Raw genomic sequence first — 19,541 nt, forward strand, 5'->3', positions numbered from 1 at the left:
GGAGGACGGCGCCGTGATGCCCCAGGAAGACGAAGCCCCCGCAGCCGCCTGGTCACCGCCAGAGGGCTCCTGGGCCTCGTCAGCAGCCCGGCGGCGGAACATGCAGGCGATCCGCAGCCGGGACACCAAGCCGGAGCAACTGGTCCGGCGGTTGCTCCATGCGCAGGGGCTGCGGTACCGGGTGGCAGCCAAGCCGCTCCCTGGCCTGCGACGGACCGCGGACATCGTCTTCCGGCCGGTGAAGCTGGCGGTTTTCATCGACGGCTGTTACTGGCACGGCTGCCCCGAGCACTACGTACCCCCGAAAACGAATCCGGCGTACTGGTCGGACAAAGTCGCCCGGAACATGGCCCGCGACAGGGACACCGACGAGCGGCTGAAGGATGCCGGGTGGACTGTGCTCCGGTTCTGGGAGCACGAACCGTCTGCGGAATGCGCTGCGCGCATCGCAGCAGAAGTCAGAAAGCGTCGTGCCCGTGCAGAGAGCACGGGCACGACGCGACGGGCGCGAGCATGATCAGGACTGCTGAGCGTCCCGCTCCCGGGCAGCCTTCAGCACTTCCATGATCGAGATGCCGACTGCCTCAGCGACCGGAGGCGGGAAGGCATTGCCCACCTGACGGTACTGTGCCGTCTTCCCGCCGTCGAAGATCCAGTCCTCCGGGAAGCCCTGGATGATCGCCGCCTGCTCAACGGTGAGCATCGGGCCGTCGGGGCCGAAGAGGTCGCGGCCCTCGGAGCCCTTCCTCTCGCACGTCGCGATGTCGTTGGCCACGCCCATCCCGGAGACGCCCAGCTGCTTCCACGCCGCCTTGGCCCGGCTCGGGCCCAGGTCCGCCCCGCCGTGCTTCTTCGAGCCGCCCACGAGAGTCGGGGCGATACCGCCGCCCTTGCCCTTCAGCTCCTGGTCCCGCTCTGTCGCCTTCTTGTACCAGCGCTCGTAGGCCGCGCGCGCCTCCTGGCCCCGCGGTCCCTCGAAGAACGCGGCGTACCGGGCCCGCATCGTCTCCTTGAGCGCCTCGGCCACGCTCACCGGCTCCTCATGCGTGGGTGTCGGCCACTCGTACTTCACGTCCTTGAGGACGTCGTCGCGAATCGCAACAAGGATCGCCCGCGGGCGAAGCTGCGGTACGCCGAAGTCACTGGCCTCCAGAAGGCCCCACTTGCACACGGTGTACCCGATCCCGCACAGTTCGACGACTGTGCCGTCCTCCTCACGGTACGAACCCCCCTGAAGCGTCGCCTGGATCCAGTCCCGGTAGTCGGAGAACTTCGGGTCCAGGACCCCGCGTACGTTCTCGATCATGACAGCCCGGGGCCTGAGTTCGGTGACCAGGTCGAGCATCTTGGGGAAGAGGTCACGTTCGTCGTCCTTCCCGAGCTGCTTGCCCGCATGGGAGAAAGGCGGGCAGGGCACGCCGCCGGCCAGCAGGTCGAGCTCCCCGCGCAGAAGCTGCTGACCTTCCTTCCTGACGTCCTTCTCCGGGTCGAAGAGATTGACGTCCTTGCCCAGGAGGGCGCAGTTCTCCTTCTCCCACGCCCACTTCTCCCGTGATTCGATGTTCAGACGCAGCGTTTCCGCCGCGTGCTTGTCGATCTCCACGAGCGCGAGATGCCTGAACCCGGCCGCATGCAGCCCGATGGCCTGTCCGCCGGCTCCAGCGCAGATCTCGATTGAAGTGAACTCCGCCTCAGTGCTGGTCATGCACCCTCCTTCGAACACGTACCTCGCTGGCGCCTTGCCCACCAGTCATCACAGAGAGTGACAGACCCCACTGACAACGCCCCACCAGTGTGCGGCATCCCTGGACAGCTCCTGACACTCCACACACCAACCGAACACTTATACGATGTTCGGCATGGCGCAAATCTCCTGGGTGAGGGACGAACTGCTGCTTGCTTGCGCGCTCGTCGTCCAGAACGACTGGCATGAGCTGCGTCAGGCCGATCCACGCGTACAGGAGCTGTCTGACCTGCTTCGCTCCCTCCCCCTCCACGGAGACGCAGCCGCCGACCCGCGCTTCCGCTCCCCGAACAGCGTCAGCCGCAAGACAACGGATATCGCCACGGCGCACCCCGGCTACGCAGGTGAAGCGACCAAGGGCGGTCGCCCGACCCAGCAGATCGTGGCCGACTTCCTCAAGCACGAGACCGAGATGCTGGCAGCCGCCGCAGCTCTCCGTGCCGGCCTCGCATGCGGCGAGCTGCACTACATCCCTGCCCAGCCGGACGAGATCGACGAGGACGACTGCGTCAGTGCACGCGAGGGACGGCTGCTGGCCCGGTGGGCACTGCACCGCGAGAGGGACCGCGGTCTGCGGGACCGCAAGATCCGGCAGGCCCGGAAGCTGAAACAGCCCCTGCGGTGCGAAGTCTGCTCCTTCGACTTCGGCCAGGCCTACGGCCCGCTGGGCGCCGACTACGTCGAGGTACACCACCGGCTCCCTCTGCACGTCTCCGGGCCGCGCGAAACCAGACTCGAAGACCTCGCATTCCTCTGCGCGAACTGCCACCGCATGTGCCACAGAAGCTACGCGGGCGAATCCTGGCGCACCCCTGACGCCCTGCGCCAGGAGTTGCGCACTGCCGCCGGTCACGCAGCCTCGTCACCCTCAAAGAGCTGCTGAGCGCGGTCCAGAACCATATCCGGGTCACCCCCCTGCAGAGCCAGCCACACCAGCAGATCCGCAATCAGCGTGGCGGCAGCCTCCTGGTCCACCCTGGACCCCGTCGGCACGATGGAGCCCCGGAACCCCAAGAGGCCGCGATAACCCTCCACAACCGTGGCAGCACGGCGGGCTCGGGAGCGCATGGCGTCAGCCACCAGCGACAGCTCGCACCACACGGCCTTCCCGGGCTCCGCCGCGAGCGTGCCCCAGCCAGTCGAGACAGACGCCAGGAGGTGCAGCCCGCGTCCGCACTCGGCGTTACACGTGCCCGGCCCGCCAGGATCTGGCATCAGGGGGCTCAGGTCATGCAACTCGACGCGGAGCCGGTCACCGTTCACCTCCAGGACAAGCGTCGCCGGGACGCCCTCCCCGACATGCTTGATGACGTTTGTCGCCAGCTCGGTCACGACCAGCTCCGCCTCGTCCACCGCGCACAGCACACCCCACCGCCCCAGGGCAGAACGGACAGCCCTGCGCAGCAGCCGAACCTCACCGGGCACCGCTTCGAAGGGCAGAACGCAGCGAAGCCTGGACTCGCTGTCTCCGCTGAAGGTCATTGCGAGACTTCCTCCCTGACCGGCACAGTGCCGCACCGAACGCATCCACACGGACACGTTGTGTCATTCCATGATGCGAGTATGACAGTGAGAAGTCTCTCCATGTAACTTCTCACGAGACACGATCGGGTGAATCGACCAACCTCAACAGATGGGCTGCATAGCCTGATTGGCGCCCGGAAGGCGGGCGAAGCAGCGATTCCGAAGGACCGTGCCGTGCAGTCAAGGACAACCACCCGGCGCCGCCAGCTCGGGGCGACCATGCGGAAGCTCCGCGCCCGGTCGGGCATGACCCTCGAAGAGGCCGGGCGCCTCGTCGGGGTGTCCAAGGCGACCGTCAGCCGTTACGAAACCCAGGCCGGCCCGGTGAAGTGGCTCGTCGTGGACGCCCTGTGCCGACAGTACGGGGCCAGCGACGCCGAACGGAAGGCCATGGTGGGCCTCGCCAAGGGCGCCCGGCAGCAGGGATGGTGGAACTCCCTGGCCGACAGCATTCCGGAGAGCATGAACCTGCTGCTCACACTGGAAGACGAAGCTGTAAGGGAAGACCATTTCTGCTGCGTCTACGTCCCAGGGCTCCTTCAGACACGCGAATACAGCACGGCGCTCCAGCAGGCCAACGAACTCCGCCTGGGGCAAAAGGAGATCGATCGGCTGGTCGACATTCGCATGAAGAGGCAGGCCATCCTGACCCGCGCGCAGCCTCCCCACCTGTGGGCGATCCTTGACGAATCTGTCCTCCGCAGGGCCGTCGGGTCACCCGAGATCATGAAGGCCCAGCTCCAGCGGTTGCTCACGGAGAACGAGTCCCCACACGTAACCCTGCAAGTGCTGCCCTTCGCGAAGGGCGCACACGCAGCAGCACTGGGCAGCTTCGTCATCATGGGCGGCGCCGAGCCGTCCCTGGACGTCGTCTACGTTGACCTGCACGCCGGCTCACTCTTCATGGAGACCGAAGAGGAACTCAGCCGATACAGACTTGCGTTCGAGTACCTGAGGGCACAAGCGTTGGACATGGAAGCCTCGTCCTCCCTGATCCACCACATCTGCAAGGAGCTCTGATGTCCTCTCCGCACCCCTCCGACCCGGCGGTCACCTGGTTCAAGTCCTCTTACAGCGGCGGCAACGCCACCGAATGCGTGGAGTGTGCGCCAACCCCGACAGGAACCCTGGTCAGGGATTCCAAGAGGCCGGATGGGCCTGTAGTGACCATGCAGGCAGAGGCATGGCGAGCCTTCGTTGAAGGGCTCGCCATGCGCCGGTTCCCGCCCCACCGCCAGATGTCCTGAGACGTACGGTCACGGCTGAGCAGCGAGGCAACCCGGCCGTGACTCACCTGCGGTCAGTTCATGTTCGCCTCGACGACCGCCTTGTCCGCACGGGTTGAGTCCTTGGCCTGGAAGCGGACCAGCCGCCGCGTCGAGTCGATGGCGGACTTCGGCGGGATGAGCGTGAACGCCATTACCACCTTGGAAGGATCTGCCTCTCCACGGCTGACCGCTGCCCGAACAGCCTCGTCTGCGCGTCCCTCCACGACCGGATAGACCAGCGCCACACCAGTGCGCGGACCAACGGCCGTGTGCGCACGGTCCGCGCCGCCAGCGGCAGCCGCTTCGTCGATCAGATACTTCGCTGCCAGCTGGTGGTCAACACCGGCGATGCGGCTGAAGGAAGGCTTGCCGTCCTGCCTGCGCCGGCGTACGAGCGTCAGCGGCACAGAGCCGAGCAGCCGGGCTTCGGTGCTGTTCCCCTTCATGAGCTGCGGGGCGATCAGCAGCCAGTCGTCCACTGTTGCCAGGCGCCCGTCCAGCTGTGCCAGATAGCGCAGGTGCGGCTGGAAGTGCCCTTCACGTTCCCACTCCAGGCCGCTCAGAACCGCGAGGAGCTGAGGGTGGCTGACACGGGCTGTATGGGCTGCAAAGGACGTTCCCGAACCGGACATACCGCCCGTAGGCACCGCGAACGGATCGGGGTGCTGAGCGAGGGCGTTGAGCAGGGGACTCCATCGCTCAGTGTTCCTGCGCAGGGCAACCGGGTCCAGCGGGTACGCCGCAGGCTCGATGAGCTTGCCTGGCGAACGCACTTCAACCAGCTCCGCGTTGAACATCTTGTTGCGGGCTGAGGGCCTGATCCACGGCAGATGCTGGGCGACAAGCGGGGGAACCTGGGCCGGGGTGAGCTGAGGCTTGCCGTCGACGAGCTGGGCGTACTGGGCAAGCTGCTCGCGGAACAGTTCCTCATCCCGGCAGATCGCCTCGAAGCCCTCGTAGAGGTCCGCCGACAGCCTCTTCGTCAGTGGCTCTTCACGCCCGATGTAGAGACGCACCAGATCCTGGTAGCCCTTCCGGAATCCGAACCAGCGTCCCATCTGCATCAGCGTGTCCGCCTGCCGGGTCGTCCGGCGGTAGTACGTGACGGTGAGCCCCTCGACCGTGAACCCCCGCGAGAGTTTGGTCCCGCCCACGAGGATCTTCCAGACGTGGGGCGTACGGTCGAAGTCCAGATCCATCTGCTCGAAGGAACGGTCCGAGTCACCGTTCACGACAACGACGGGGTTGCCGCCCCTGCCGATGAGTTGTCGCGCCTTGCTGACGAACGGGCGCAGCTCTTCGTAACCCGCCGGGTTGGGGAGGTCTCCGGCCCTCTGGACGGACACAGGTCTGAAGTCGGCAGCCCACAGGGCGGCCAGGCGGGCATGTCCTTCCGAGGACATGTAGCCGGCCTCATGCCACATCGTGTTGATGCGCAAGGCGAGGGCCGCGTGGTCGGCCATGCGGACCGACTGGTGGACGAGCATGGTGTGGTGACGGAACAGCCCTTCGGAAACGCCGTGCTCCGCTCGGAACAACTTCAGCGCGCCGGTGAGAAGGAAGCTGTCCAGGGCTTCTTGCAGACGATCACCGGTGCTGTCCTGGATTCCGCGGACGTGGGCCTTCTCCTGCGAGTTGGCGATCGTGCGCTCTGATCCTGCCAGGGGCGAGTCAAGGTCGTGGAAGTCCTGCACCCCCATGTACCCGTGCGGGCGGGGCAGCGAGATCAGGAAGTCGCTGGGGAAGATGTCCTCGGAGTCGCTGGGGTCGACGAAGACGTTGGCGAAGGGAGTGGCGGTGTAGCCAATGTACTGGGCACGTGGGAGCAGGCCCAGAAGCTGCGAGATGAGACCGTTGATCGCGGTCCGCTCGACGGAGTCCTTGTCCCACTTCTGGGGGTCGGTCGTGTTCACCGAAGCCTGGTCGGACTCGTCATCGATGATGATCGCGGGTAGTTCACCGAGGATGCCGTGGATTTGCTTGAGGTCCTTGACCAGCTTGGTCAGGACCGACTTGTTCTTCTTGACGACCATGATCCGGGCAGCTGCGTGATGCAGGTTGGCCGGGTCGTGGAGCGGGAGAGTGTGTTCGCGCTTCTCGAACTCAAGGGCACGGATCCCCTGCGCGAGGCTCTTGTAGTCGTTGTCCCTTGTGGTGAGGCGCTCGATGTCGAAGGATCCCAGGGCCGAGGGCCGACCACCGTGGCTCACGAAATCCGGCCAGTCGGCGTCGTCGCCCACATAGTCGATGCCAACGAGGGTGTCCGTGTCGTCCGGGTCAGCACCACGCAGGATGTTCTCCTGGCCTATCAGCTCCATGTCGAGGCGGCGCTGGGTCTGCGCTCGCAGCAGATTGAGTGTTCCGCCGAGCACGATGACAAGGCGGTAGCCTGCGTCGATCGCCTTCGCCGTGACACCCGTGAAGTTCGCCGTCTTTCCGGACTGGACATAGCCGACCACCAGTCCCTTGGCCTGTCGGACTGCGCTCTGCTCGGGGTCAGCTAGCCGCTCCACGACCGCACGGCTTGCCTCGTCGAGGCTGGCGATGGCGGCTTCAGTCCAGCCCTTCCGCCGCAGCTTCTCCGCGTACGCCTTCCAGTAGAAGGAACGGGCCGCAGCGCGCTCAGGCGTGTACCAGGGAACATGGTCCCGTGCGATGACGGTGGTGTCTGCGATGTGCGAGACAGGTACGGCGGCGTCGAGGATCTTGCGCAGGTCGTCTCCGAACTGGAGCCGGTCGTACGCGGCCGCCCGCCTCTCGTCCGTGCGGGGCGCGGTCCCGGGTGACCAGCGGGGGTTCTCCGCGAAGTCCCAGGCGGTCAGAGCCCTGGCCCACAGGGCCGTGATCGGCCCGCTGTGCACGACATCCTCGGCCAGGCGTGCACGGAATGCCTCTTCGGTTACGTCGGCACCGGGAAAGTCCTCCTCAGCTGCGAGCGTGGCGGACTTCGCGAAGTGACGCGGGCTCGCACTCATGCCGTTCAGGACGTCGGTGTGAATTTCCAGGAGTATGTCAGTCACAGGGGTGTTCCTTATCTCGGCGACGGCAGGTCACGAACCGGTGCGATTGCGGCGGTCGCGCTGGGCTTGTACCGAGGCCAGCAGAATGCTGTTCCAGTAGTCGATGCGGTCCGCTCGCTTCTTCTCCCAGCGGCCGAGCCCGAAGCAGTCCTGGAGCAGCAGGTAGAGCAGGGTCTTGGAGACGGGTGCGTCGTTGGCGCCACCGCGGCGGCCGTCGTTGAAGTCGTCCCTGAAGTCCTTGTTGAGAAGGATGCCGTAGGAATCGCGGTCCAGTTCGAAGAACCTGTCCTCAGGAAGGGAAACCCACTCGATGCGGATGGGTTCCTCCCCGGCCTTGAGCGGAAGTTCCTCACGAACGGCTCGTTTGACCTTGGGGTCGAATCCCTTGCCCGGTTCGATCACGGACGGCCGTTCGATGACGGACCGTGAAGCGCCTTCTCGGTATGCTGCCTCGGCCTCATCAAGGAAGGTCCTGAAGGAAGTCCCGTCGGCATCAGTCGCCTGCTCCACGCCGATGGTGAAGGCCGGCGTCACCTCCACACCGTCCTTCTTGACCGTGAGGCTGAACACCCCCGCCCCGTCATCGGGCAGGTCCACCGCGATGCGGGCCAGCACCATGTGTCCCTCGGACACCCGCAGATTGTTCCAGCCGCCGGCCTGGACCAGCCGGTCATTCCGGTAGAAGTAGAAACCCTGACGCTCCTGAAGAGGCCCGATCTGGCGAAAGCCCGCCAGGTTGGACTTCGCCGGCCAGATGTGCGCCTCCAGCGCCACCTCGCCAGCCCGCTCCACCGGTGCCAGGAACTTCTTGGGGTAGCCGGACCTGCCGGGCACCTTGTACCCAAAGGGGTCCAACGGGTCGACGGCGATGTGGTCCGTCTCCTCACCCGTCGACACGTCCCACACTGCGATGTCCAGCTTGAGCCCGCGGGCAAGGAAGCGGTGCAGGTAAAGGCCGAGGTGGGTTTCAAGCTGGGATATCGCCTTCGACAGGAACTGCTCACTCTGCCCGGCAGCGACCGTCTCGAAGGCACGCACCTTGTCCCAGCGCACGATGGTGCCCTGCCACTCGATGAGCCCGTCATACACGTCGATCTGCTGCTGGGCGAAGTGCGGATCGACGGTATCGCAGCGGAACCCGTCCTCGATGCCCTCCGCGGTGAGCTTGCGGCCCGCCGGAGAGCTGCGTTTCGTACGGCTGATCACGGTGAGCGATCGTGCATGCGACAGCGACGCGGCCTTCAGGCCGGTCCCGTACATGCCCAGAGCCTGACCGGTGTACTCGCGCCGACGGCCCACAGTCATGGCGTGATCAAGCCCGGCGGCATCCATGCCCCGCCCGTTGTCCAGGACGAGCAGCGACACAATGCGGTCGGTGTCCCGGAGGAAGTGCACGACGACGGAGTCCGCACCCGCGTCGATCGAGTTGTCCACGAGGTCAGCAACGGCCGCCTCGAAGCTGTACCCCTGGTTCGTCAGCGCTTTCGCATAGCCGGCATCGGGCGGTAGGTGTGTGCTTCCACTGGTTGGCACGTCGTACTGCCAGTTATCACGGAGGGAAGCAGGTGAGGACATGCGTTCGCAGCTCCTTGCACGCACAGCGGCCGGGCCACCGCAGTGAAGCGGCGGCCCGTTGGTTCCGACATCAACAGATGAAGATATTGAACAGGGTCCGCAAGAAAAATGCGGCGCTTCGGGAAGGTAGCAAGCCTTCGTGCCCGCGCGCAGATCCCTCCCGCAGTCACCCTCCTGGCGCTAGGTCAGGCACCTGCCAAGCGGTCTGCGCCCCGCGTGAGCCCTTCGGCACGGAGCGCGCCCCAGGGCGACAGGGTGGGCGCGCTCGTCCGTCACCAGTCGGCATCACTGGTGGCGGCCGGGCGGTCGAGGCTGTTCGTTGCCCCATGTGCGGGTCTCCGGGCCCCGCGTGTGCCGCTCACGCGTCCTCCAAGGCGCGGGCCAGAGGGGCGCAGGGCAGGCCCTGGACGGGGACTCGGGGGGTGGGGCGGTGGGTACGGTGGATGCGGACGTAGGCGTGGCTGCGGGGGTGGACGGGGTGGGGGACCAGGACGTCGACCTCCTCAGGGGCCGTGATGGCTTCGCCGTACAGGGTGAGGGCTGCCTGGCCCGTGAGTAGGGCGTCCGGCCCGGCATAGAGGAGGGCGGCTCGTAGGCGTTGACGGGGGGTGGGCGGCGTGGGGGCAGCGAGGAGGACTACGCGCGGGAGCACGCGCTGCCAGGGGCCTCCCGGGCGGCAGCGGTTCGCGACGACGTAGGACGCGCAGCCGATATCGCGGAGTTGGTGGACTGTCGCGAGGCCGTCCTGGGCGAGGACCAGGGGGTCGGTGGCGTAGCGGTCGGCGGTGATCAGGTGGGGCATGGGGCTGTATCTGCCCTGACCGCCTGGACAACTACCTGATGCGGTACGGATGTTACGTGGTGGTGGCAGGAAGGATCCTGCGTCACTCGGGGTGATTACCTGTCGTCACCAGTCGGTTACGACACGCATCTGTGCGGGCGGATGCGGGGTTGCTGGTCACGTAATCGACCCGATGAACGGAGCACCCCATGCGTGGAGTTGTCAGGCACGTCCAGGTCCTTCTCGCTGCTGCCGGGATGGCCGTGACCGTCGCGGAGCCTGCGGCGGCGAGTGCGGTGGGTTATGCGAAGGTCAGCGGCTTCTGCTACACGGTTCAGAGCCATGACCTCTGCGTCCCCTGGACGACGCTGGGTCACTTCATCCAGGGGGCCGGGAAGAGGATCACTCGCCAGGAAGCCTCCATCCAGGACAGCGTCGGCCTGGACAGCGCTGGCCGGAGTTGGTGCAACTGGCGCATCGACTGGCGGTACTCAGACACCGATGGACGCACGTACCAAGTCAGCCGTGGCGCGATTCATCACGGCTGTGACGGCTGGAACGCAATCGGCCGTATCGACAAGGCCAAGCGCACGTTGAAGCACTACGGCAAAGCCTGTGCCGACTTCTACGTGAACGGATCGAAGCACGCGTCGCAGTGCCACTACATCACCAAATGACGGATGGATCTGATCGTGAACGAGCGTCTCCTCACCTCGCTCCAGGCGCGGCTGCTGCGCTGGCTGTTCATCGCCGCCCTGTGCTCGATCCTTGCGGCACTCCTTGTGATGGGCGTGACGCTGCTCCTGCCGGACGACGTCGTGGTGGCCATGAGTGACAGCACGTACATGGGCATCGTCGTCGCCGTCACCGCGGCCCTCTCCGTCGGCGTCCACCTGCTGACCCGCCGCAAGCCCCCCCGCCCCCCGCGCTAGCCTCAGGCGGCAGGGCTTGACGATGCCGGAGGTGGCTGTGATGGGGATGGGGAACGTGCCGGGGGCTGTGGTGGCGGCCGGGGGGCTGGTCGGGGGGTACGGGGTGGCCCGGTGGACCGGGAAGCGGCCGCTTGGCGGGGTGGCGCTGGCCGCTGCCGGGGCGGTGGCCGCCAGGGAGTGGCGGCGGAGCAGTGGGGGCGCGGCCGCCGCCGGGCTGAGCGCGGCCTATCTCGCCGCCTTCGCGGGGGCGCACCCCCTGGCCCGGAAGATGGGCGCCTGGCCTGCCGTTTTCGCCGTGGCGGGCGGGATGGCCGTGGCTTCTCTCGTGGTGACGCGGCGGGAGGGTTGAACGCGGGCTCGGGGGCGTACGTATGTAACGGCACCTCCCCGTAGTAACTGGGCGGGTGGCCGGTCGGCAGGGGCCGGTCATCCGCTCAGGGAGTGGGAGATCGTGTAGATCGCCAAGCCGGCCAGGGCTCCTACCACCGTGCCGTTGATGCGGATGAACTGGAGGTCCCGGCCGATGTGGGCCTCGATCTTGCGGCTGGTCTCCATCGCGTCCCAGCTCGCCACCGTCTCCGTGATCAGGGAGGTGAGTTCCTTCCGGTAGGTCGTCACCAGGTACGCCGCCGCGTCTTCCAGCCAGCCCTCGGTCTTGCGTTGCAGTTCCCTGTCCGTCGACAGGCGGGCGCCCAGCGACAGCAGTGACGCCCGCGCCCTCACGCGGAGTTCGCTTCGCTCGTCCTCCGCCGCCGACATGATCATGGCGCGGACCGACGACCACGCCGACGCGATGATGTCCTGGATCTCCGGGCGGTGGAGGAGTGTCGTCTTCAGCGTCTCCACGCGGGTGCGTGTGTCCGTGTCCGACTGGAGGTCCTGGGCGAAGTCCCTCAGGAACCTGTCCAGCGCGCCCCTGGCCGGGTGCGTCGGCATGTCCCGCATCTCCGTGACGAAGCGGAGGAGCTCCCTGTAGACGCGATCACCCACCTTGCGGTCCACGAAGCGGGGCGTCCAGCCCGGTGCGCCGCCCTGGACCGCGTCCATCACCGAGTCCGCGTGCAGGACCAGCCAGTCGTGGGCCCGCGCGCAGACCAGGTCGACCGCGCGGTGGTGGGCGCCGTCCTCCACGACGCGGGTCAGGGTCTTGCCCAGGGGCCCCGACACCTCCGCCGACTCCGCGCGTCGGGTGATCGCCTCGCCCACCACCGCTTGCACGTCGGCGTCGCGCAGGACCGTCAGGGCGCCTCTGAGGGCTGTCGACAGCTCCTGCGTCACCCGGTCCACGTGGGCGGGCGAGGAGAGCCAGTCCCCCAGGCGGGATGCCACGTTCAGGGCGTGCAGGCGGGTTCTCACCACCTCCCCGGAGAGGAAGTTCTCGCCCACGAAGCGGCCCAGCGACTCACCGAGCTGGTCCTTCTTCGTGGGGATGATCGCCGTGTGCGGGATCGGCAGGCCCATCGGGCGCCGGAACAGTGCCGTCACCGCGAACCAGTCCGCCAGCGCGCCCACCATGCCCGCCTCGGCCGCCGCCGCCACGTAGCCGGGCCAGCCCGTGACACCCGAGGACTTCGCCCAGGTGGCCAGGGAGTAGATCACGGCGACGAGTACGAGGAGGGCCGTCGCCGTCACCTTCATGCGGCGGACACCTCTGCGGCGCTCCTCGTCCTCCGCCGTGTAGCTGAAAGCCGTGGAGGCCGTCTTCGTGGGCTGTTCGGTCACGGACCGTACTTTACTTTTCCAGCGACTTCCGCCGTTTGTCGGGCTTTTTGGGCTTCCGCTTCACGTCCACCCCGCCCATGAGCGCGAAACCCGTCACCCGCACCTTCGGGGAGCCCGGCGAGCCCTCCCCCGCGCCCCGGTCGTCGAAGCCGCCCATCAGGGCGAAGCCCGTGACCTCGACGTCCAGCTCGGGCGGCACGATCACATCGATGCCGCCCATGACCGTGAAGCAGCGGATCACGATCTCGCGGTCCTCGAAGTCCGCGTCCCGCAGGTCGATGTCCCCGCCGCCCATCAGCGCGAACGCCGTGAACGCCCGCCCGATGCTCCACTTGCCGCGCCGCGAGAATCCCCCGAACATCGCCCCCGCACCGCGCGAGGTCGCCGGTCTGCCGATCCGCGCGGTCCAGGCGCCGGCATCCGGGGCCGCCGCCGGCGCGGCCCCGGGTGCCGCACCTGCCTGCGGCAGGTCCCGCGTGAGGGGCTCCAGCTCCCCGTACGTCCGGGCCTTGTACGCCGCGTCCAGCCGTTCCTCGAACTCCGGCATCTCCAGGCGGCCCTCCGCGACCGCCTCCCGCAGCCGCTCCGCCACCTGCTCGCGGTCCGTGTCCGAGGCGCGCATCTCCGGAAGCCGCTCCGGAAGCCGGTCGTCTGCCATCTCCTCAGCCTAGGGCGCCCGCCGGTCCTCGTACATCTTCGCGATCAGACTCTCGATGTCGGGCTCCCGGACCGAGAGGTCCATCAGGGGGTACGAGGCGGCCACCTCAGCCACCAGAGGCGCCGCCGACTGCGTCACCGGGAACGCCAGCCACTGGCGCGGGCCCTCCACCCGGACCGTCCGCGCGCCCGGCAGCTCGATCGGGGGCAGCTCGCGCTCCAGGTCCACCACGAGGGTCCGCTCACCGGCGCCGTCCTCGTGCAGGCCGCCGAGGGCGCCGTCGTACATCAGACGGCCGTGGTCGATGACCATGACCCGTTTGCAGAGCTGCTCGATGTCGGTGAGGTCGTGGGTGGTCAGCAGGACCGTCGTGCCCTGTGACGCGTTGAGGTCCCGCAGGAACTCCCTGACCTTCGCCTTCGACACGATGTCCAGGCCGATCGTCGGCTCGTCCAGGTACAGCACCTCCGGGTCGTGCAGCAGCGCCGCCGCGATGTCGCCGCGCATCCGCTGGCCCAGCGACAGCTGCCGCACCGGGACGTCCAGCAGCGCGCCCAGGTCCAGCAGCTCCACGCAGCGGTCCAGGTTCTCCCGGTAGCGGGCGTCGGGGATCCTGTACATGCGGTGCATCAGCCGGTACGAGTCCCGCAGCGGCAGGTCCCACCACAGCATCGTGCGCTGGCCGAACACCACGCCGATGCGGCGGGCCAGCCGGGTCCGGTCCCGCGACGGGTCGGTGCCCGCCACCCGCAGGTGCCCGCCGCTCGGGGTCAGGATGCCGGTCAGCATCTTGATCGTCGTCGACTTGCCCGCGCCGTTCGGGCCGATGTAGCCGACCATCTCGCCGCGTGCCACCTGGAACGTCAGGCCGTCGACCGCCCGCACCCTGCGGCGCTCCCGGCGCAGCACGCCCACCCTGCGGCGTACGTCGAAGACCTTCTCCACGTTCTCCAGCTCGATGAAGTCCTCGTCCATCACGTACGGCCCTCAGCTTCCCGTGCTCCGGTACGAACGCAGCCCCACCCGCCAAGCCAGCCCCGCCAGCCCCCCGAACACCACCGCCACCAGCGGCGACACGAACACAGCCCAGCCCGGCAGGCCCGCCGGGGGCTGACGTCCCAGCACGTACAGCGCCGGAACCCAGTTCACGAACGCCAGCGGGACGACGTACACCACGCCCCGCACCAGTTCCCCCGCGAAGATCGTCGGCGGGTACTGCAGGAGGGTGTTCCCGCCGTACGTGAAGGAGTTCACGACCTCCGTGCCGTCCTGCGCCCAGAACTGGAACGCCGCCCCCGCCACCATCACCGAGCCGAAGATCAGGCCGCCGGTCACCACCATCAGCGGCACCATCGCCACCTTCAGCGGCGTCCAGGCGACCGTCCCGTCCAGCACCACCACGGACCACACCAGGACCACCAGCCCCTGGAACACCCGCCCCAGCCGCCGCAGCGCGAACCGGTCCGCCGCCACCAGGGCCAGCACCGGCACCGGGCGCACCAGCAGCGTGTCCATCGTGCCGTCCCGCACCCGGCGCCCCAGCCGGGCCACCTGACCGAGCGCCAGGTCCGCGAGTCCGAACGCCACGCACGTCGTCCCGTACAGGAAGGCCACCTCCGCGAAGGAGAAGCCGCCCAGGCCGCGGACGTGAGTGAACATCAGCAGGATCACGACGAAGTCGAAGAAGTTGGCGACCCCGTTCGCCAGCAGGGTCATCGCGAACGAGAAGCGGTACGTCATCGTCGAGCGGATCCACATGTGGGCGATCAGGCCGTACGCCCGCAGGCCCTCCCTCAGCCGCCAGAGGTCCTCCCGCGGCCGGAACCCGGCCCGCGGTGCCGAAGCCTCAGCCACCCTGCACCACCACCCTCCGCGTCGCCGCCGCCTGGAGCGCCCGGCCCGCGGCCAGCAGCACCAGCGCCCACGCCGTCTGGAATCCGTACGCCTCCCACAGGGCCCAGCCGGTCCGCTTCTCCAGGAACACGTCGGCCGGGATCTGGAGCATCGACGCCCACGGCAGTGCCCGTGCCACCTCTCCCAGCGCACCCGGGAAGACGTGCAGCGGCAGCAGCATTCCCGAGAAGAACGTCCCCGCCAGCCAGGCCACCTGCACCACCCCCGTCCCGTCCATCAGCCAGAACGCCGACAGCCCCACCAGGAACCAGATCCCGAAGCTGACCACCGTGCCCAGCAGGACGGACAGCAGGAACGCCGGCCAGGTCAGCCAGTCCTCCGGCAGCGCGAGGTCGAAGGCCAGGGCGCCGACCAGCAGCGGGACGACGCCCCGGCCCAGCAGCTGGAAGGCCGCCCGGCCCAGCGCGCCCGCCAGCCACCACAGCTGGAGGTCCGCCGGGCGGTACAGGTCCACCGCGATGTCGCCCGACTTGATCCGCTCGATCAGTTCGTCCGCGAAGCCGCCGCCCATGAGCGAGCAGACCGCCAGCAGCGCCTGGCCGATCCACACGTACGCGAGTGCCTCGGCCATGTCGTAGCCGCCGAGGCGCGGTCGCTCGTCCCACAGGGCCATGTAGGTGAACGCGAGGATGAAGCCGAAGACCGTGTTCGTGAACACTCCGGCCGCCGTGGCCACGCGGTAGGTGGCGTGGCGGCGGAACGCCCCGGTCAGGACGGTCGCGTAGAGCCGGGCCTCCGTCGTCAGCCGCACGTCGCCTCCCGTCGGACGGGCCGTCACGTCAAAGCCCGTGACTCTACTGACGTACGGCTCCGGGGTGCGAGCCCTTTTCCGGTTCACGCCACACGCGCACACCGGCCGCATGTCCGGCGCGGCGCAATGCGCGGGATGGCGGGGGTCCCGGTGCACTATGAGGACCGGACGCATACCAGGCAAACCGACACATACTCGGACAGCGTCCCGACACAGCGAACAGGGCCGGAGGCACATGAGCGACCACCCCTCGCAGCCGCCAGGAGGCTGGGAGCCGCGCGACCCCACCGTCACCGCGTCGACGCCCCGGCCTCCCGGCGTCGGCCGACGTGCCCGGCGCAGGGCCGTGCGGGCGGAGAAGCGGGCCGCCCGCCGGGCCCGCCGTACCGGGTGGCGCAGGCTCGTACCCACCTGGCGCATGGTGCTCGGCGGCCTGCTGTTCGTCGTCCTGCTGCTCGGCGGCGGGTTCCTCGCCGGATACCTGCTGATCGAGATCCCGCCCGCCAACGCCTCCGCCACCGCGCAGGCCAACGTCTACCTGTACGCGGACGGCGCCGCCCTGGCCCGGGCCGGGAAGGTCAACCGGGAGAACGTGCCGCTGTCGCGGGTGCCGGAGCCGCTCCAGCGGGCGGTGCTCGCGGCCGAGGACCGGGACTTCTACTCCGAGCCGGGCGTCGACCCGGAGGCGCTGCTGCGGGCCGGCTGGTTCACCGTCAGCGGCCGTGGGACCCAGGGCGGTTCGACGATCACCCAGCAGTACGTCAAGAACTACTACCTGGGGCAGGAGCGGACCGTCACCCGCAAGGTCAAGGAGTTCTTCATCGCCGTCAAGCTGAGCCGCCAGAAGCCCAAGGACAGGATCCTGGAGGGTTATCTGAACACCAGCTACTACGGGCGCAACGCGTACGGCGTGCAGGCGGCGGCGCGCGCCTACTACGACAAGGACGTCGACGAACTGGACGTCGCCGAGGGCGCGTACCTGGCCTCCCTCCTCAACGCGCCCAGCGCGTACGACGTCGGGTCCCGCTCCGGCAACCAGGTGCGGGCACTGGCCCGCTGGAAGTGGGTGCTGAACGGGATGGTCGCGGAGGGCTGGCTGAGCGCCGCCGACCGGGCGAAGCTGACGTTCCCCGCCGTCGTCCCGGCACGCCCCGCCGCCGGGCTCGCCGGGCAGCGCGGGTACGTCGTCCAGGCGGTGAACGCCTATCTCGTGCGGCACGGCATCATCGGCCGCGGAGCGCTCGCCGCCGGGGGCTACCGCATCACCACCACCCTCCAGAAGGACAAGGTCGACGCGTTCGAGGACGCGGTGGGCGAGCAGGTGCTGGCCAGGCTGGACCCGCAGCGCCGCGAGGCCGACCGGTACGTACGGGTCGGGGGCGCGTCCGTCGAACCGGCCACCGGCAAGGTGGTCGCCCTCTACGGCGGCATCGGCTACACCCGGCAGTACGTCAACAACGCGACCCGCCGGGACTACCAGGTCGGCTCCACCTTCAAGCCGTTCGTGTTCGCCGCCGCCGTCGACCGGGGCGCGACCACCCAGTACGGCGAACCGGTCACTCCGGACACGGTGTACGACGGCACGAACAAGCGGCCCGTCGAGGGCTGGAGCGGCGCCGCGTACGCACCCGGCAACGAGGACGACGTCAGCTACGGCGGCATCACCCTGCGGGACGCCACCGACCGGTCCGTGAACGCCGTGTACGCGCAACTGGCCGTGGACGTCGGGCCGTCGGCGGTGGAGCGGACGGCGGTCGCGCTCGGGCTGCCGGCCGACACCCCGGACCTCACCCCGTCGCCGTCCATCGCGCTGGGACCGGCCACCGCGAGCGTGCTCGACATGGCCGGGGCGTACGCGACGCTCGCCAACCACGGGCAGCGGGCCCCCGCGTACACGCTCGTCGAGAAGGCCGAGCGGATCGGTCCCGGCGGGCCGGAGCCGCTGACGCTGCCCGCGACACTCGCCTCCCCCGCCAACGGCGGCACCGCCCGGCAGGTCATCAGCCGCGAGGCCGCCGACACGACGACGGCCCTGCTGCGCGGGGTCGTCGACGGGGGCACGGGCACGGCCGCGCGGGCGGCGGGGCGCCCTGCGGCCGGGAAGACCGGGACGGCGGAGGACGACAAGGCCGCGTGGTTCGCGGGCTACACCCCGGAGCTGGCGACGGTGGTCGCGCTGATGGGCCAGGACCCCGAGACGGGCGCGCAGGAGCCGCTGTACGGGGCGATGGGGCTGGCCCGGATCAACGGCGGCGGCCCGCCCGCCGAGGTGTGGGCGCACTACACGGGCACGGCCCTGGAGGGAGCGCCGGTACGGGACTTCGAGCTGCAGGTGCCGGACCATGCGCTGTACGGGGACGGCGACCCCCGGCGGCCGGAGCGGTGGGAGGAGGACCCGTTCGGGTGGCGGGAGCCGTGGCAGCGGGGCCATGACGGATGGGGCGGGCCGCGGCGGGGGCGGCCCTGAGCGCGGGAACGCGGCGGGGGCGGGTCAGTGGCCGCTCGTGGCCTTGAGGCCCACCACGGCCACCAGCAGCAGACAGACGAAGAAGACCCGGGCGGCGGTCACCGGCTCGTTCAGCACGGCCATGCCCATGACCGCCGCACCGGCCGCGCCGATGCCGACCCAGACCCCGTACGCCGTGCCGATCGGGAGCGTCCTGGTGGCCTGGGCCAGCAGGGCCATGCTGGCGACGATGCCGAGACCGGTCAGCAGGCTCGGCCAGAAGCGGGTGAACCCGTCCGTGAACTTCATCCCGATCGACCAGCCGACCTCCAGCACACCGGCGACGATCAGCAGAACCCAGGCCATGACGACACACCTTTCGGAGAGGGAGCTTTCCGTGGTGCGTCGTCTTTGCCTTATGTCCCGGTACGGCGCGTCTCGTCGGGTCCGATCGAAGGTAGCAAAACGGGGCTCAGAGGTACAGACCTGTGGAGTCCTCGGAGCCCTCGAAGCGGTCGGCGGCGACCGCGTGCAGATCGCGTTCGCGCATGAGGACGTACGTCATACCGCGCACCTCCACCTCGGCACGGTCCTCGGGGTCGTACAGGACCCGGTCGCCGGCCTCCACGGTCCGTACGTTCTGGCCGACGGCGACCACCTCGGCCCAGGCCAGCCTGCGACCTACGGCGGCGGTCGCGGGGATGAGGATGCCGCCTCCGGACTTCCGCTCGCCCTCGGGAGAGTCGGACCGGACCAGCACCCGGTCGTGCAGCATCCGGATGGGCAACTTGTCGTGGGTGTTCTCGCTCACCCCATGAACCTACCTGCCCGGGAGGCCCCGGAGGGCCGAAGGGCCCGTCTGCCCGCGGCGCTCAGTCCCTGTGCTTGCGCGAGGACACGGCGATCAGGCCGATCACACCGGCCGCGAGGAGCGCGACAGGCAGGATCCGGTCCACGCGCGGGGCGCCGTCCTCGTCGACGAACCGTGCCTTGACGTCCGTGACCACCCGGTTCGCGGCCACGAAGACACGGCCGGCGGTCTCGTCCACCGTGGACGCCACCCTGGCCTTCGCGTCACCGATGATCGTCTTCGGGTGCACCCTTACGCCGATCTCGTCGAGCGTGACGGCGAGCTGCTCGCGCCGGCGGACGATGTCCGCCTCGATCTGCGCCGGGGTCCTGTCGTCCGACACCGCGCTGCCTCCG

Annotated in this window: 21 protein-coding genes and 1 riboswitch; of the genes, 8 read left to right on the forward strand and 13 right to left on the reverse strand. The window is 68.8% G+C overall.

Translation table 11 applies throughout. The annotated features are described in order from the left end of the window. The first annotated feature begins 16 nt into the window (after positions 1-16). The gene (locus tag I3F58_RS13045) at positions 17-517 is read left to right on the forward strand and encodes a very short patch repair endonuclease (protein ID WP_275678472.1); all 501 of its coding nucleotides are present in this window, start codon (positions 17-19) and stop codon (positions 515-517) included. Here the strand turns inward: I3F58_RS13045 and I3F58_RS13050 are convergent, their stop codons facing one another. Beyond that, a complete protein-coding gene (locus I3F58_RS13050) occupies positions 518-1,705 on the reverse strand; it encodes a DNA cytosine methyltransferase (protein WP_240108520.1) in 1,188 nt (395 codons plus the stop codon). A 154-nt stretch (positions 1,706-1,859) separates the two neighbouring features. Between I3F58_RS13050 and I3F58_RS13055 the strand changes: the two genes are divergently transcribed. Beyond that, positions 1,860-2,627, forward strand: coding sequence for an HNH endonuclease (locus tag I3F58_RS13055; RefSeq protein ID WP_240108521.1), 768 nt, complete (start codon positions 1,860-1,862; stop codon positions 2,625-2,627). On the opposite strand, the gene I3F58_RS13060 is transcribed toward I3F58_RS13055, so the two are convergent. Next, complete coding sequence (locus tag I3F58_RS13060; RefSeq protein ID WP_240108522.1) at positions 2,594-3,226, reverse strand: ATP-binding protein; 633 nt, start codon at positions 3,224-3,226, stop codon at positions 2,594-2,596. The genes I3F58_RS13055 and I3F58_RS13060 overlap by 34 nt on opposite strands. Positions 3,227-3,442: 216 nt before the next feature. Here I3F58_RS13060 and I3F58_RS13065 point away from each other — a divergent pair, with 216 nt between their 5' ends. Together I3F58_RS13065 and I3F58_RS13070 are read left to right on the forward strand one after the other, a co-directional pair. Beyond that, positions 3,443-4,288, forward strand: a complete 846-nt coding sequence (locus tag I3F58_RS13065; RefSeq protein ID WP_240108523.1) for a helix-turn-helix transcriptional regulator — start codon at positions 3,443-3,445, stop codon at positions 4,286-4,288. Further along, positions 4,288-4,515 (forward strand): DUF397 domain-containing protein, encoded by a 228-nt coding sequence (locus I3F58_RS13070; protein ID WP_240108524.1) that lies wholly within the window; start codon positions 4,288-4,290, stop codon positions 4,513-4,515. The genes I3F58_RS13065 and I3F58_RS13070 overlap by 1 nt, the downstream gene beginning before the upstream one ends. A 53-nt stretch (positions 4,516-4,568) precedes the next feature. Here the strand turns inward: I3F58_RS13070 and I3F58_RS13075 are convergent, their stop codons facing one another. From I3F58_RS13075 to I3F58_RS13085, 3 genes are all read right to left on the reverse strand, one after another. Further along, positions 4,569-7,556 carry a Z1 domain-containing protein gene (locus I3F58_RS13075; protein ID WP_240108525.1) on the reverse strand — a complete coding sequence of 996 codons (2,988 nt, stop codon included), beginning with the start codon at positions 7,554-7,556 and terminating at the stop codon, positions 4,569-4,571. Positions 7,557-7,586: 30 nt separating this feature from the next. Beyond that, on the reverse strand, positions 7,587-9,131 hold the full coding sequence (locus I3F58_RS13080; protein WP_240108526.1) for an ATP-binding protein: 1,545 nt from the start codon (positions 9,129-9,131) through the stop codon (positions 7,587-7,589). 358 nt (positions 9,132-9,489) lie between these two features. Next, entirely contained in the window at positions 9,490-9,933 is a 444-nt protein-coding gene (locus I3F58_RS13085) for a hypothetical protein (protein WP_240108527.1), read from the reverse strand. A 188-nt stretch (positions 9,934-10,121) separates the two neighbouring features. Here I3F58_RS13085 and I3F58_RS13090 point away from each other — a divergent pair, with 188 nt between their 5' ends. The 3 genes from I3F58_RS13090 to I3F58_RS13100 are packed head-to-tail and all read left to right on the forward strand — an operon-like array spanning position 10,122 to position 11,193. Then, positions 10,122-10,589: a hypothetical protein gene (locus I3F58_RS13090; RefSeq protein ID WP_240108528.1), complete on the forward strand. Its 468-nt coding sequence runs from the start codon at positions 10,122-10,124 to the stop codon at positions 10,587-10,589. A gap of 15 nt (positions 10,590-10,604) precedes the next feature. Further along, on the forward strand, positions 10,605-10,844 hold the full coding sequence (locus I3F58_RS13095; protein ID WP_240108529.1) for a hypothetical protein: 240 nt from the start codon (positions 10,605-10,607) through the stop codon (positions 10,842-10,844). A gap of 46 nt (positions 10,845-10,890) precedes the next feature. Further along, positions 10,891-11,193, forward strand: a complete 303-nt coding sequence (locus I3F58_RS13100; protein WP_240108597.1) for a hypothetical protein — start codon at positions 10,891-10,893, stop codon at positions 11,191-11,193. 77 nt (positions 11,194-11,270) lie between these two features. Here the strand turns inward: I3F58_RS13100 and I3F58_RS13105 are convergent, their stop codons facing one another. The 5 genes from I3F58_RS13105 to I3F58_RS13125 are packed head-to-tail and all read right to left on the reverse strand — an operon-like array spanning position 11,271 to position 15,889. Next, positions 11,271-12,566: a DUF445 domain-containing protein gene (locus I3F58_RS13105; RefSeq protein ID WP_240108530.1), complete on the reverse strand. Its 1,296-nt coding sequence runs from the start codon at positions 12,564-12,566 to the stop codon at positions 11,271-11,273. A 10-nt stretch (positions 12,567-12,576) separates the two neighbouring features. Next, on the reverse strand, positions 12,577-13,224 hold the full coding sequence (locus tag I3F58_RS13110; protein ID WP_240108531.1) for a DUF1707 domain-containing protein: 648 nt from the start codon (positions 13,222-13,224) through the stop codon (positions 12,577-12,579). A 9-nt stretch (positions 13,225-13,233) separates the two neighbouring features. After that, the gene (locus tag I3F58_RS13115) at positions 13,234-14,199 is read right to left on the reverse strand and encodes an ATP-binding cassette domain-containing protein (protein WP_240108532.1); all 966 of its coding nucleotides are present in this window, start codon (positions 14,197-14,199) and stop codon (positions 13,234-13,236) included. A gap of 12 nt (positions 14,200-14,211) precedes the next feature. Continuing rightward, a complete protein-coding gene (locus I3F58_RS13120; RefSeq protein ID WP_374207963.1) occupies positions 14,212-15,078 on the reverse strand; it encodes an ABC transporter permease in 867 nt (288 codons plus the stop codon). After that, complete coding sequence (locus I3F58_RS13125) at positions 15,071-15,889, reverse strand: ABC-2 family transporter protein (protein WP_240108533.1); 819 nt, start codon at positions 15,887-15,889, stop codon at positions 15,071-15,073. Before I3F58_RS13125 ends, I3F58_RS13120 begins: the two co-directional genes overlap by 8 nt. Positions 15,890-16,124: 235 nt before the next feature. On the opposite strand from I3F58_RS13125, the gene I3F58_RS13130 reads away from it, so the two are divergent. Next, the gene (locus tag I3F58_RS13130; RefSeq protein ID WP_240108534.1) at positions 16,125-18,356 is read left to right on the forward strand and encodes a transglycosylase domain-containing protein; all 2,232 of its coding nucleotides are present in this window, start codon (positions 16,125-16,127) and stop codon (positions 18,354-18,356) included. A 24-nt stretch (positions 18,357-18,380) separates the two neighbouring features. On the opposite strand, the gene I3F58_RS13135 is transcribed toward I3F58_RS13130, so the two are convergent. The 3 genes from I3F58_RS13135 to I3F58_RS13145 all read right to left on the reverse strand — a co-directional run bounded on the left by I3F58_RS13135 (position 18,381) and on the right by I3F58_RS13145 (position 19,528). Beyond that, positions 18,381-18,701 carry a multidrug efflux SMR transporter gene (locus I3F58_RS13135; RefSeq protein ID WP_240108535.1) on the reverse strand — a complete coding sequence of 107 codons (321 nt, stop codon included), beginning with the start codon at positions 18,699-18,701 and terminating at the stop codon, positions 18,381-18,383. Between the two features lie 33 nt (positions 18,702-18,734). Then, positions 18,735-18,809, reverse strand: a riboswitch (guanidine-III (ykkC-III) riboswitch). Further along, on the reverse strand, positions 18,808-19,146 hold the full coding sequence (locus I3F58_RS13140) for a co-chaperone GroES (RefSeq protein ID WP_240108536.1): 339 nt from the start codon (positions 19,144-19,146) through the stop codon (positions 18,808-18,810). (Overlaps the previous riboswitch by 2 nt.) Before the next feature lie 61 nt (positions 19,147-19,207). Further along, complete coding sequence (locus tag I3F58_RS13145; RefSeq protein WP_240108537.1) at positions 19,208-19,528, reverse strand: DUF3618 domain-containing protein; 321 nt, start codon at positions 19,526-19,528, stop codon at positions 19,208-19,210. Between the last annotated feature and the right edge of the window lie 13 nt (positions 19,529-19,541).

Source organism: Streptomyces sp. MUM 203J, assembly GCF_022414595.1.
Classification (GTDB): domain Bacteria; phylum Actinomycetota; class Actinomycetes; order Streptomycetales; family Streptomycetaceae; genus Streptomyces.

Coding starts and splice junctions, on each gene's coding strand:
- I3F58_RS13055 (WP_240108521.1), top strand. CDS start 1,860: ATGGCGCAAATCTCCTGGGTGAGGGACGAACTGCTGCTTGCTTGCGCG.
- I3F58_RS13090 (WP_240108528.1), top strand. CDS start 10,122: ATGCGTGGAGTTGTCAGGCACGTCCAGGTCCTTCTCGCTGCTGCCGGG.
- I3F58_RS13115 (WP_240108532.1), bottom strand. CDS start 14,199: ATGGACGAGGACTTCATCGAGCTGGAGAACGTGGAGAAGGTCTTCGAC.
- I3F58_RS13080 (WP_240108526.1), bottom strand. CDS start 9,131: ATGTCCTCACCTGCTTCCCTCCGTGATAACTGGCAGTACGACGTGCCA.
- I3F58_RS13110 (WP_240108531.1), bottom strand. CDS start 13,224: ATGGCAGACGACCGGCTTCCGGAGCGGCTTCCGGAGATGCGCGCCTCG.
- I3F58_RS13060 (WP_240108522.1), bottom strand. CDS start 3,226: ATGACCTTCAGCGGAGACAGCGAGTCCAGGCTTCGCTGCGTTCTGCCC.
- I3F58_RS13045 (WP_275678472.1), top strand. CDS start 17: ATGCCCCAGGAAGACGAAGCCCCCGCAGCCGCCTGGTCACCGCCAGAG.
- I3F58_RS13070 (WP_240108524.1), top strand. CDS start 4,288: ATGTCCTCTCCGCACCCCTCCGACCCGGCGGTCACCTGGTTCAAGTCC.
- I3F58_RS13100 (WP_240108597.1), top strand. CDS start 10,891: ATGGGGAACGTGCCGGGGGCTGTGGTGGCGGCCGGGGGGCTGGTCGGG.
- I3F58_RS13135 (WP_240108535.1), bottom strand. CDS start 18,701: ATGGCCTGGGTTCTGCTGATCGTCGCCGGTGTGCTGGAGGTCGGCTGG.
- I3F58_RS13085 (WP_240108527.1), bottom strand. CDS start 9,933: ATGCCCCACCTGATCACCGCCGACCGCTACGCCACCGACCCCCTGGTC.
- I3F58_RS13050 (WP_240108520.1), bottom strand. CDS start 1,705: ATGACCAGCACTGAGGCGGAGTTCACTTCAATCGAGATCTGCGCTGGA.
- I3F58_RS13130 (WP_240108534.1), top strand. CDS start 16,125: ATGAGCGACCACCCCTCGCAGCCGCCAGGAGGCTGGGAGCCGCGCGAC.